Annotated in this window: 7 protein-coding genes; 5 read left to right on the plus strand and 2 right to left on the minus strand. The window is 29.8% G+C overall.

Annotated features, from left to right (window positions below; genetic code table 11):
• Nucleotides 1–34: 34 nt before the first annotated feature.
• Both Q0762_RS08240 and Q0762_RS08245 read right to left on the minus strand, forming a co-directional pair.
• Nucleotides 35–1,033: a TrkA family potassium uptake protein gene (locus Q0762_RS08240; RefSeq protein ID WP_298765846.1), complete on the minus strand. Its 999-nt coding sequence runs from the start codon at nt 1,031–1,033 to the stop codon at nt 35–37.
• A gap of 3 nt (nt 1,034–1,036) precedes the next feature.
• Nucleotides 1,037–1,273 carry a PspC domain-containing protein gene (locus Q0762_RS08245; protein WP_298765848.1) on the minus strand — a complete coding sequence of 79 codons (237 nt, stop codon included), beginning with the start codon at nt 1,271–1,273 and terminating at the stop codon, nt 1,037–1,039.
• 162 nt (nt 1,274–1,435) lie between these two features.
• On the opposite strand from Q0762_RS08245, the gene uvrA reads away from it, so the two are divergent.
• From uvrA to Q0762_RS08270, 5 genes are all read left to right on the plus strand, one after another.
• Nucleotides 1,436–4,255, plus strand: coding sequence for an excinuclease ABC subunit UvrA (uvrA, locus tag Q0762_RS08250; protein ID WP_298765850.1), 2,820 nt, complete (start codon nt 1,436–1,438; stop codon nt 4,253–4,255).
• Nucleotides 4,256–4,478: 223 nt separating this feature from the next.
• Nucleotides 4,479–5,186: a TIGR00730 family Rossman fold protein gene (locus Q0762_RS08255; RefSeq protein ID WP_298765853.1), complete on the plus strand. Its 708-nt coding sequence runs from the start codon at nt 4,479–4,481 to the stop codon at nt 5,184–5,186.
• Nucleotides 5,187–5,437: 251 nt separating this feature from the next.
• The gene (locus Q0762_RS08260; RefSeq protein WP_298765856.1) at nt 5,438–8,239 is read left to right on the plus strand and encodes an aminopeptidase; all 2,802 of its coding nucleotides are present in this window, start codon (nt 5,438–5,440) and stop codon (nt 8,237–8,239) included.
• A gap of 145 nt (nt 8,240–8,384) precedes the next feature.
• On the plus strand, nt 8,385–10,838 hold the full coding sequence (locus Q0762_RS08265) for a thiamine pyrophosphate-dependent enzyme (RefSeq protein WP_298765858.1): 2,454 nt from the start codon (nt 8,385–8,387) through the stop codon (nt 10,836–10,838).
• Nucleotides 10,839–10,966: 128 nt separating this feature from the next.
• The gene (locus Q0762_RS08270; protein WP_298765860.1) at nt 10,967–13,378 is read left to right on the plus strand and encodes a zinc-dependent metalloprotease; all 2,412 of its coding nucleotides are present in this window, start codon (nt 10,967–10,969) and stop codon (nt 13,376–13,378) included.
• Nucleotides 13,379–13,437 lie beyond the last annotated feature (59 nt).

Below are 13,437 nucleotides of genomic sequence, written 5' to 3' on the forward strand. Positions count from 1 at the left end.
CTTAAAATAATAGCGATTTATTTTTAAAAAAAAATTAAAACAAGTCTCTTAATTTTAAAATTTGTTCTGGTCTTCCTAAAACAATTAATTGAGAGCCTTCTATTAATTTAATATCTGCCTCTGGATTTATAATGTAATCTTTATCCGGATTTCTAAAACCAATAACCGTACAACCCGTTTGTTTTCTTAAATCTAAATCTAAAATTGTTTTATTAATGTATTTTTTTGGCAAATCATTTACAGCAATTTCTTCTAAATTTGCAGTTGTTTCTCCTTCTATAGTTAACCTGTCTACAAATTCTATTACGTCTGGTGTGGTTACAAGTGAAGCCATATGATCACCACCTAATTTATCTGGCATAATTACATTACTAGCACCTGCAAACTTTAATTTTTTATAAGAAGATTCGTTTGCTGCTCTGCTTATTATAGTGCATTTTTTATTTAACTGACTTGCTGTTAACACCACAAATAAATTATCTGCGTCTGATGGTAAAGCTGTTATTAAATAGGCTGCGTTTGCAATACCTGCTTTTAATAAAGTTTCATCTAAAGTGGCATCTCCTTCAATATTTAAAAGACCACGATTGTCTAATTCTTCAATCATTTCTTTGTCTTTTTCTACAACTACAAATTGCTTATTGTAATTGCCCAACTTTAAAATAGCTTGTTTTCCATTTCTGCCAAAGCCACAAACTATGGTGTGTTTTTTTAGATGTCCTATTTGCTTTTCCACTTTTCTGTGTTTAAAATGTTCAAATAATTTACCGCTTACCAAATATTCTGAAAACGCAGAAACTGCATAACCAAAAACAGTAATACTAGTTAAAATTAATAAAATAGTAAAAATTTTTTCTTCTGGAGAAAACGGTTGTAACTCTCCAAAACCAACGGTAGTAACTGTAATTACAGTCATGTATAAAGCATCTACAAAATTAAAATCTGATATAAGCATATAACCTACTGTACCAAATAGAATTATAGCAACTACTAAAACAGCAATTTTATTTATTTTTGATTTTAAAATTACCATAAACTACAAATCAAAAACAGAGCTTCTTTTAGTATATACCATATCTTTTAATTTCATTGCAAATGCAAAAGTCAAGTAAAAACCAAAAGACAACCCAACTGTAAAAAAGGTTACATAAATAAAGTAAATTCGTACATTTTTGGCACGCATACCTAAACGATCTGCCAGTCTTTGAAAAAAGCCAAAACCATGTCTTTCAAAAAAATGACGAATTTTATGTATTGTTGTTTTTGATTTCATTACAACTGCAAGATACTATTTTATGATTTGTTTTTAAATGATTTTTTTAAGGAATTCTAAAAATATTATGCTAAGAAAACCTTAACAATAATCGCTTTTAGATTTGTTCCTTTTTTAAAGTTGTATTGATTAACTTTGCTTTTTCCCAAAAAATAAATCCGTTTGAAAGACCAAGAATTTATTGAAGTTTACGGAGCAAGAGCTCATAATTTAAAAAATATTGATGTTAAAATTCCGCGTGAAAAACTTGTAGTTATTACAGGTTTAAGCGGAAGTGGAAAATCTTCTTTAGCCTTTGATACTATTTATGCTGAAGGACAAAGACGTTATATTGAAACATTTTCTGCGTATGCAAGACAATTTTTGGGCGGTTTAGAAAGACCAGATGTAGATAAAATTGATGGGCTTTCTCCTGTAATTTCCATAGAACAAAAAACAACAAATAAAAGCCCGCGTTCTACTGTTGGAACTATAACAGAAATTTACGATTTTTTACGTTTACTTTTTGCAAGAGCTGGCGATGCTTATTCTTACAATACAAGCCAAAAAATGGTTAGTTATTCTGATGAACAAATAAAAGAACTGATTTTAAAAGATTTTAACGGAAAAAAAACAGCCGTTTTAGCTCCTTTAATTAAATCTAGAAAAGGACATTACAGAGAACTTTTTGAGCAAATTTCTAAACAAGGTTTTATTAGAGTTCGTGTAGATGGCAAAATTAGAGAGATTGAAAAAGGCATGAAACTAGACCGTTACAAAACTCATGATATAGAGGTTGTAATTGATAGATTGGTGGTAAACGAATCTATAGAAAAACGTTTAGATGAAACCATAAAAACAGCGTTGTATTCTGGGAATAACATCATGATGGTTATTGATTTAGAAACCAACAAACCAAGGTATTTTAGTAGAGAACTAATGTGCCCAACAACAGGAATTGCCTATCCAAACCCAGAACCTAATACGTTTTCTTTTAACTCGCCAAAAGGTGCTTGTAATTCTTGCAACGGATTGGGAATTACTAATGAAATCAACCTAAAAAAAGTAATTCCAAATGACACTATTTCTATTAAAAAAGGTGGAATTATTCCTTTAGGAGAACAAAAAAATAGTTGGATTTTTAAACAAATTCAAAACATAGCAGAACGTTACAAATTTAAATTAACAGACGCTATAAAAGACATACCAAAAGAGGCTTTAAATATTATTTTAAATGGTGGAAATGAATCTTTTGAAATTGAATCTAAAACTGCTGGTGTTCGTCGAAATTACAAAATAGATTTCGAAGGAATAATTGCTTTTATAAACGGGCAATATGACAATGCAGAAAGCACCTCTATAAAACGTTGGGCAAAAAACTTTATGGACGAAGTAAGTTGTGCTACCTGTAAAGGAAAACGTTTAAAAAAAGAAGCACTTCACTTTAAAATTACCGATAAAAACATTAGTGATTTGGCACAAATGGATGTTGCTGAATTGGCAAATTGGTTTCAAAATATAGAAGAAAAATTATCTGAAAAACAACAAATTATTGCCACAGAAATCTTAAAAGAAATTAGAACTAGAATTCAGTTTTTATTAGATGTTGGTTTAGATTATTTAACTTTAGACAGAACGTCTAAATCGCTTTCTGGTGGTGAGGCACAAAGAATACGTTTAGCAACACAAATTGGCTCTCAATTGGTGGGTGTTTTATATATTTTAGATGAACCAAGTATTGGTTTACACCAAAGAGATAATGAAAAATTAATAGATTCTTTAGTAAAATTGCGTGATATTGGTAATTCTGTTTTGGTGGTAGAACACGACCAAGACATGATAGAAAATGCCGATTTTGTTTTTGACATTGGACCTGGAGCAGGAAAACATGGCGGAGAAATTATTTCTGCAGGAACTTTTGCAGCATTAAAGAAACAACGCACATTAACTGCTGATTATATCACAGGAAAAAGAAAAATTGAAGTTCCTAAAAAAAGAAGAGAAGGAAACGGAAAAACAATAAAACTGAAAGGCGCCTCTGGTAACAATTTAAAAAATGTTTCTGTAGAATTTCCTTTAGGAAAAATGATTTGTGTTACAGGTGTTTCTGGAAGTGGAAAATCTACTTTAATAAACGAAACTTTATATCCTATTTTAAATGCTCATATTTATAGAGGTGTAAAAAAACCAATGCCTTACAAAAAAATTGAAGGTTTAGAGCATGTAGATAAAGTAATAGACATAGACCAATCTCCTATTGGTAGAACCCCACGTTCTAACCCAGCAACTTACACAAAAACTTTTGATGAAATTAGAAGTTTATTCGCAAAAACTCCAGAAGCTGCCATTAGAGGGTACAAACCAGGACGTTTTTCTTTTAATGTTAAAGGTGGTAGATGTGAAACTTGCCAAGGTGGTGGCGTTCGTGTAATAGAAATGAACTTTTTACCAGACGTGCAAGTAGAATGTGAAACTTGCCAAGGAAAACGTTTTAACAGAGAAACTTTAGAAATTAGATATAAAGGAAAATCTATTTCTGATGTGTTAAATATGACCATTGAAGATGCAACGGATTTCTTTGAAATGATTCCTAAAATTCACCGAAAATTAAAAACGATTAAAGATGTAGGCTTGGGTTATATTACACTTGGGCAACAATCTACCACACTTTCTGGTGGTGAAGCACAACGTATAAAATTGGCTGCAGAACTTTCTAAAAGAGATACAGGAAACACCTTCTATATCTTAGATGAACCCACAACTGGACTTCATTTTGAAGATATTAGAGTTCTCATGGAAGTTTTAAATAAACTAGCCGACAAAGGAAATACCGTTTTAATTATAGAACACAATTTAGATGTTGTAAAATTGGCAGATTTTATTATTGATGTTGGTATGGAAGGTGGTAAAAAAGGTGGTAAAATACTTACTACAGGAACTCCAGAAGAAGTTGCAAAACATAAAACAAGTTATACTGCTAAGTTTTTAAAGAAATTACTTTAATTTAGGAAAGTATTTATCAATTCTTAAAATGCCATATTCATTAATCTGTAAAACACTATTTTATCTTTTTAATTCAAATAGTTTCTGCTAATAGTCATAAAAAAAAATCAAATTAGAAGAATATATTTTATGAATTGATAACTATAAACGTATTTAAATTTTCATCAAAAAAGACCTATTTTAGCGTACTTTACAAAAAAATAACAAAAGAAAAATATTTAAAATGACAAACGACGATAGAAAAATAAGAGAAAAATTACAACAAAAAACCTGGAATGAAATAAAAACTAACGATTCTTGGGCCATATTTAAAATAATGGCAGAATTTGTAGATGGTTATGAAAGACTTAGTAAAATTGGACCTTGTGTTTCCATTTTTGGTTCTGCAAGAACAAAACCAGAGCATCCTTATTATAAATTAGCAGAAGAAGTCGCGTTTCAATTAACCCAAAACGGTTATGGTGTAATTACTGGTGGTGGCCCAGGAATAATGGAAGCAGGTAATAAAGGTGCAAATCGTGGAAAAGGAATTTCTGTAGGTTTAAATATAGATTTACCTTTTGAACAGCATGACAATCCTTGGATAGATCCAGGTAAAAGTTTAGATTTCGATTACTTTTTTGTTAGAAAAGTAATGTTTGTAAAGTATTCTCAAGGTTTTGTGGTTATGCCTGGTGGTTTTGGTACTATGGATGAACTTTTTGAGGCAATAACCTTAATTCAGACACACAAAATTGGACGTTTTCCGATAGTTTTGGTAGGTAAAAAATTCTGGGGTGGTTTGCTAGATTGGATTAAAAATACGCTTTTAGAAGAAGGTAACATTTCCGAAAAAGACTTAAACTTATTTAGAGTGGTAGATACAGCAGAAGAAGCTTTAGAACACTTGAACAAATTTTATGCGAAATACCAATTAAAACCAAATTTTTAAACAATTTTCACAATACAAATAAAAGTATTGTTCTTCCCAATAGAAAAACTGGTAATCATAATCTTAAAGTTAAAAAAACGTAACATTTAATAATAGCAACAATATTTTTTATAAAAGATAGTTGTTTTACAAATAGGCTTTTCTATTGGTTAGCAAACAAATTATGAATCTATCAAATACCACAAACATGAAAAGGATCTACTTTGTTTAAAAGTACATAGTCTAAATTCTTAAAAATTATTAAAATATATTTGAAAAATCGTTTTTATATACCTGTTTTCTTCTTACTTTTTTGTGCTTGCTTATGTGCACAACAAAACAACATTACCATTAAAGCAAGCTTAAATACAGATAAAAACACAATTGCTATTCAGCAAGAAATAATATATTTTAACACATCAAATAAACCCTTAAAAGAAATTTATTTAAATAATTGGCCAAATAGTTATAAAGATAGAAAAACACCTTTAGCCAATAGGTTTATAGAAAACTTTAAAAGAGCCTTTTATTTTAGTAAACCAAAAGATTTAGGGCATACAAGTATAAAAAACATTACAGTTAATTTTAGTAGCATAAAACACGAAACATTAGAAAACAAACCAGATGTATTAAAACTTTTTTTAAATACGCCTCTAAAACCTAATGAAAGCAGAAAAATAAACCTTACCTACGTTGTAAAAATTCCAAATTTAAAATTTACAGATTATGGTCAAAGTAAAAATTTGTATCGCTTAAGATATTGGTACATAACGCCAGCTATTTATAATAAAGATTGGCACTATATGAGCAATCTTAATTTAGATGATTTGTATGAAAACTTTACTACTTTTAATATTGAGTTTAAGCTACCCAATAACCTTACGCTTAATACAAGTTTAAACAAAATAAAAAAAGACAATAACACATACCTGCTTACTGGAAAAAATCAAAAAGATGTTATTGTTTACATTCAAAACAAAAGTAATTTTAAAACCTTTTCTACAGATAAACATACCGTAGAAACTGATATTTTTAATAACGAAATAAATGAAAAAATAACGAAAGATATTTTAAACAGAGAGCTCAGTTATTTAGAAGAATTCTTAGGTCCTTTGCCTATAGATAAAGTTTTTATTGATGAAGTAATGCGCAGAAAAAGCCCTGTTTATGGTTTAAATCAGCTGCCTAAGTTTATTAGACCTTTTTCTGATGTTTTTAAATACGATTTAACACTTTTTAAAGCACTTTCTAAAAGATATATTTCTAAAACACTTTTATTAAACAAAAGGAAAGATTATTGGCTTATAGATGGTTTGCATAATTATTTAATGATAGAATATGTAAATAAACACTACCCAGAAGTAAAATTACTAGGTAAAATGTCTGATTCTTGGTTCTTAAAACGGTACAACATCTCTAAACTTCAGTTCAATAAAAAATACCCTTTTATATACCAATTTACTGCCAGAAAGTTTTTAGATCAAGCGCTTACAACTTCTGCTGATTCATTATCTAATTTTAATAGAACCATAGTTAGTCCTTATAAAGCAGGCTTAGGCTTCACATACTTAAGAGGTTTTTTAGGAGATAGCACGTTAAATAAATCTCTAAAAGAATTTTATCAAAAAAGCAAAAAACAAGCTGCAACCACTGCAGATTTTGAAAACATTTTAACCAAAAATAGTACAAAAGATATCAATTGGTTTTTTAAAGACTATTTAAAAACAAACAAAAAAATAGATTATAAAATAGAATCTGTGAGCACTAGTAAAGACAGTTTAAAAGTTACTATTAAAAACAAAAGAAACATAACAACTCCTGTGGCTTTATATGGCCTTAAAGAAGAAAATATAGTTTTTAAAAAATGGCTTACAGGCATTGATAAAAACCAAACCTACACCCTACCAAAAGGAGAATTTGACAAATTAGCACTGAATTACGAAAACATTTATCCAGAATACAACACGTTAGACAATTATTTTAATTTAGATAAAAAACTATTTAATAAACCGTTTAAATTCACCTTAATAAAAGACGTAAAAGCTCCAGATTATAATCAACTTTTTTATCAACCTGTAACTAGATATAACTTTTATGATGGTATAATTTTAGGATTAAAAATAGATAATAAACCCTTAATTAAAAGAAATTTAGAATTTAAAATTGCTCCTGGTTACGCTTTTAAAAGTAGGAAATTAAGTGGCTCATTCTCTTTACGTTATAATCAATTTTTTGAAAAAACGAGTATCTATAAAATTGCCTATGGTATTGCTGGTAACACTTTTCAATATGCACCAAACTTATCGTACAGTTCTTTAAACCCATTTGTAGACATCTCTTTTAAAAGAAAATCTTTAAGAGATGCCACAGAAAAATATATAAGAGCAAAAATAGTGCATATAGACAGGGAAGTTGTCCAAAATCAATTTTTAACAGATGAAGATAATTATAGTGTATTTAATTTAAGTTATAATTTTATAGACCCTAACATTCTTAATGAAAAAAGATATAAAATAAATGCAGAGTTTGCCCAAAACTTCTCTAAACTTTCTGCAGATATTAGGTTCAGAAAACTTACCACTTCTAATACACAATTAGATTTTAGAGTTTTTGCAGGTGCTTTTTTACACAACAATACACAGTCAGATTATTTTAGTTTTGGTTTAGACAGGGCAAACGATTATTTGTTTGAATTAAACTATTTTGGCCGTTCAGAAAATTCAGGTATTTTTAGCCAACAATTTATTATAGCAGAAGGTGGTTTTAAATCTGTTTTACCTACAAGATTTGCCAACCAATATACGCTGTCTTTAAACTCTAGCATTGGCCTATGGCGTTGGGCAGAATTTTATAACGGCATTGCTTTTCTAAAAAACAAACAAAGTCCTATTTTCTTTGGTTATGAAAACGGAATTCGATTTAACTTTATTCATAATATATTTGAATTATATTTTCCACTTTATTCAAATAACGGCTGGGAAATTGGACAAGCATCTTACCCAGAAAAAATAAGATTCACCTTTACTGGAGATCTTAGAAGAGTAATTAATTTTTTTAGAAGAGGATTTCTATAAACCTAATAGAAAAACATCTTTTTTTTGCATTATTCGTAATAAAAATCAATTAAAATGATTTTATACTGCAAAATACTTAATAAATATTTATATTTTTAAATATCAACTAAAAAAACTACCTTTGCAAAACTTTAAAACATAAAAAATGCTTGATAAAACACTTTCTAAAAATAAGACAGACTTATCATTTGAAGATTTTAAAGCTGAAGTTCTGCACGATTATAAAATTGCAAGAATAAGCAGAGAATGCAGTTTATTAGGAAGAAGAGAAGTATTAACAGGAAAAGCAAAGTTTGGTATTTTTGGCGATGGTAAAGAAGTACCTCAATTAGCCATGGCCAAAGCTTTTAAAAAAGGCGATTTTAGATCTGGTTATTACAGAGATCAAACCTTTATGATGGCTTTAGGAGAACTATCTGCCCAACAATTTTTTGCTGGTTTATATGCGCACACTAACATAGAATTAGAACCCATGTCTGCAGGTAGGCAAATGGGCGGTCACTTTGCAACGCATAGTTTAAATAAAGATGGAAGTTGGAAAAACTTAACACAACAATACAACTCTAGTTCAGATATTTCACCAACAGCAGCTCAAATGCCACGTTTACTAGGTTTAGCGCAAGCTTCTAAAATTTATAGAAACGAAAAAAGCGTACAAAACCAAACTAAATTTTCTATTGCTGGTAATGAAATTGCTTGGGGTACAATTGGTAATGCAAGTACTAGTGAAGGTTTATTTTTTGAAACTATAAACGCAGCTGGTGTATTGCAGGTTCCTATGGTTATGAGCGTTTGGGACGATGAATATGGAATTTCTGTACACGCCAAACATCAAACTACAAAAGAAAATATTTCAGAAATTTTAAAAGGTTTTCAAAGAGACCCAAAAAATAAAGGTTTTGAAATTTTTGTAGTAAATGGTTGGGATTACGTAAAATTAATAGACATTTACAATCAAGCAGCTAAAGTTGCTAGAGAAGCACATGTACCTGTTTTAATTCATGTAAAAGAATTAACACAACCTCAAGGACACTCCACATCTGGTTCTCATGAACGCTATAAAAGTATAGATAGATTATCTTGGGAAAAAAAGTATGATTGCATTTCACAAATGCGCGATTGGATTTTAAATTTTGAATTAGAAACAGAAACCGGAGAAACCTTAAATTTTGTAGAATCTGAAGAAGAAATTATTCTTCTAGAAAGAGAAGCTAAAAAGATTGTTACCACAGCAAAAAGAAATGCTTGGAACGAATATTTAAACGAAATTAAGGCAGAACTTACGGTTGCTACTCGTTTATTAGATAGAATAGCCTTAAAAAGTAAAAACAAAAATTTTATTCTAAAAAATAAGACTGATTTAGAAAAAATTGTAGAGCCTGTAAGAAAAGATATTTTAGTTGCTGCAAGAAAAACACTTCGCTATGTAAAAGATGAAGATTTTTCTGAAAAAGTAGAATTACAAAACTTTATAAAGAACAGCTTACAAGATGCACACACAAAATATTCATCATTATTACAAAGTGAGAGTAATTTAAGCCCTTTACATGTAATAGAAAAAAAACCAATTTACGGTCAAAAACAAAATTTAGTTGATGCTAGAATTATAATGAGAGATAATTTTGATGCTTTACTAAAAAAACATCAGGAACTTGTAATTTTTGGCGAAGATGCAGGCTATATAGGTGACGTAAACCAAGGGTTAGAAGGTTTGCAAGAAAAATATGGAGACATAAGAATTGCAGATACTGGTATTAGAGAAGCTACAATTATAGGTCAAGGAATTGGTTTAGCAATGCGTGGTTTAAAACCAATAGCAGAAATACAATATTTAGACTACTTGTTGTATGCGCTACAAATTATGAGTGATGATTTGGCTACTTTACATTACAGAACTTTTGGTAAACAAAAAGCACCCTTAATTATTAGAACACGTGGCCATCGATTAGAAGGTATTTGGCATGCAGGTTCACCAATGGGTGGTATTATTAATAATGTGAGAGGAATGCATGTTTTGGTACCTAGAAACATGACAAAAGCTGCAGGTTTTTACAATACCTTATTAGAAGGTGATGATCCTGCTTTGGTAATAGAATGCTTAAATGGCTATCGCTTAAAAGAAGAATTACCTAAAAATTTGGGCGATTTTAAAACACAAATTGGTGTTGTAGAAACCGTAAAAGAAGGGAAAGATATTACCATAGTATCTTACGGTTCTACATTAAGAATTGTACAAGAAACCGCTAAAGAATTGCAACAAGTAGGCATAGATATAGAAATTATAGATGCACAAAGCTTGCTACCTTTTGATATACATAAAGATTGTGTTAAAAGTTTAGCCAAAACAAATAAATTATTGGTAATAGATGAAGATGTTCCTGGAGGAGCTTCTGCCTATATTTTGCAAGAAATCCTAGAGAATCAAAATGGTTATCAATTTTTAGACAGCAAACCAACAACTTTAACTGCAAAAGCACATAGACCTGCTTATGGCACAGATGGTGATTATTTTTCTAAACCTTCTGCAGAAGATGTTTTTGAAAAAGTTTACGAACTAATGCATGAAAGTAACCCAAATAAGTTTAAAAGTTTGTATTAAAAAAACTATTAATCAACACAAAAAGCGTCTAAAATTTAAATTTTAGACGCTTTTTTTTTAACAGAATCATAAGAGAGCATCCTTACTTAATTTAATAAATTTATGCGCTAATTTTAACCAAACTTATAATGCAAAAATATTTTATATGCTCCGTATGTTTTTTAGTTCTATTTAGTTGTTCCCCAAAAAGCAGCACTATTTTAAAAAATCCAAAAGCAATAACGAAAGTTAAAAAAAGAACTTCAAAAAAATACACAGATTTTGTAAAAAAAGACACAAAAACAGACGAAGGTCTTTTTAAAGTTCATGAAACTAAAAATAATTTCTTATATGAAATACCAAAAAATTATTTTGGTAAAGAAATGCTACTAGTTACCAGAATTAAAGAGTTACCTGCAAATTTAGGTGGTGGTTATGTAAACGCAGGCTCTAAAATAAATACACAAGTTATTGTTTGGGAAGCTTTCAAAGATAAAATTCTTTTAAAAGTAAAATCTTACAATGCAATTGCCAACGATTCTTTACCAATTTACAAATCTGTAAAAGCAAATAACTTAGAACCTGTAATTTATGCTTTTGATGTAAAATCTCAAAATCAAGATTCTACAGCTGTTTTAATTGATGTAACAAAATTCTTTTCATCAGATGTTAAAGCTATTTCTGGTTTACCATCGTCTTTTAGAAGCAGATACCGAGTTAGAAGATTAGATGCTTCAAGAAGCTTTATCAATTCTATTAAAAGTTACCCAAAAAACATTGAAGTTATTCAAGATTTTTCTTTTGATGCAGATGCACCACCAAGTAATGCAAGCACCAACACCATTACCATGCGTATTAATCAATCTATGATTTTACTTCCAGAAAACCCAATGATGCCTAGAGTTTACGACAAAAGAGTTGGTTATTTTTCTATTGGAAACGTAGACTACAGCTCAGAAGCCTTAAAAGCAGACAACAAAAGATATATTAGACGTTGGCGTTTAGAACCAAAAGATTTAGCTGCGTATAATCGTGGAGAATTGGTAGAACCCATTAAGCCAATTGTGTATTATTTAGATCCTGCTACTCCAAAAAAGTTAAGAAAATACATACAGCAAGGTGTAAATGATTGGCAAAAAGTATTTGAAACAGCAGGTTTTAAAAATGCAATTATGGCAAAAATGCCACCAACAAAAGAAGAAGATCCAGAATTTAGTATGGAAGATATTCGTTATTCTTCAATTAGATATGTAGCAAGCACCACAAGAAATGCAACTGGCCCAAGTGTTTCTGATCCAAGGTCTGGAGAAATTTTAGAAAGCGATATCATTTGGTATCACAATCATTTACGATCGTACAGAAACAGGTATTTATTAGAAACTGGGGCTGCAAATCCTTCTGCAAGAACGTTAAACACACCAGATGATGAAATTGGAGAAATGATGCGCATGGTAATATCACATGAAGTTGGCCACGCTTTAGGTTTACCTCACAATATGGCAGCTAGCTTTGCTTATAATACAGAAGATTTACGTAATGGTGCTTTCACTCAAAAAAACGGAATTGCAGCAACTATTATGGATTATGCTAGATACAATTATGTGGCACAACCAGGAGATAAAAACATTCGTTTTATAAGACAACTAGGCCCTTATGACCATTATGCAATCAATTGGGGTTATAGAAAAATACCAAATGTAAAAACACCACAAGAAGAAGTTGCTACTTTAGATAAGTGGATTGAAGAAAAAGCAGAGAACCCAATTTACAGATTTGGTGGGCAACGTTTTGATCCTTCTGCACAAACAGAAGGAATTGGAAATGACCAAATAAAATCTAGCACCTATGGTGTAAAAAATCTTAAAATTGTTGCGAAAAACTTGCCAAAATGGACATCTAATCAAACCAATAATTATGAAGATTTAAATGAACTTTATGGAGAGTTACTAAGTGTTTGGAGCAGATATGCTGGCCATGTAGCAGGTAACATAGGTGGCGTTTATGAGTATAATAAAAAACCAAATCAAATTGGAGACATTTATGTACCTGTTTTAAAAGAAAAACAAAAAGCAGCTTTAAATTGGTTAAATAAAAATGTTTTTGAAACCCCTTATTGGTTGTTGGATAAAAATATTTTAAATAAAATTGATGAGACAGACTACACCGATAAATTAGGTCGTTATCAAAAAAGAATATTAAGCACTATTTTAAATACGAACACTTTAAAAAGATTAGTAGAAGCAGAAGTTATTCAAACCAATAATTATGCTACAGTAGATATGATTTCTGATTTAAAAACCCATATTTTTTCTGAAACTAAAACTTCAAAAAACGTTGATATTTATAAAAGAAATCTACAAAAGTATTTTACAAATAGAATGGCAAATTTAATGAATAGCGACAGTGCAAAAGGAAACGATATTACAGCCATTGTAAGAGGAGAATTAAATGCTTTAAAATCGCAATTAAATACGGCGCATAAAAAACGAATCAATAAAATAACAAAATACCATTATAAAGACCTTATAGAAATTATTAATAAAACTTTAGAATTTAAATAAACCCATTCACCAAAAAAAGTCTTTCAAGTTTACGTTTGAAAGACTTTTTTTTGATACAA

Source organism: uncultured Polaribacter sp., from assembly GCF_947495205.1.
GTDB lineage: Bacteria > Bacteroidota > Bacteroidia > Flavobacteriales > Flavobacteriaceae > Polaribacter.

Coding starts and splice junctions, on each gene's coding strand:
- Q0762_RS08245 (WP_298765848.1), bottom strand. CDS start 1,273: ATGAAATCAAAAACAACAATACATAAAATTCGTCATTTTTTTGAAAGA.
- Q0762_RS08265 (WP_298765858.1), top strand. CDS start 8,385: ATGCTTGATAAAACACTTTCTAAAAATAAGACAGACTTATCATTTGAA.
- Q0762_RS08255 (WP_298765853.1), top strand. CDS start 4,479: ATGACAAACGACGATAGAAAAATAAGAGAAAAATTACAACAAAAAACC.
- Q0762_RS08240 (WP_298765846.1), bottom strand. CDS start 1,033: ATGGTAATTTTAAAATCAAAAATAAATAAAATTGCTGTTTTAGTAGTT.
- Q0762_RS08270 (WP_298765860.1), top strand. CDS start 10,967: ATGCAAAAATATTTTATATGCTCCGTATGTTTTTTAGTTCTATTTAGT.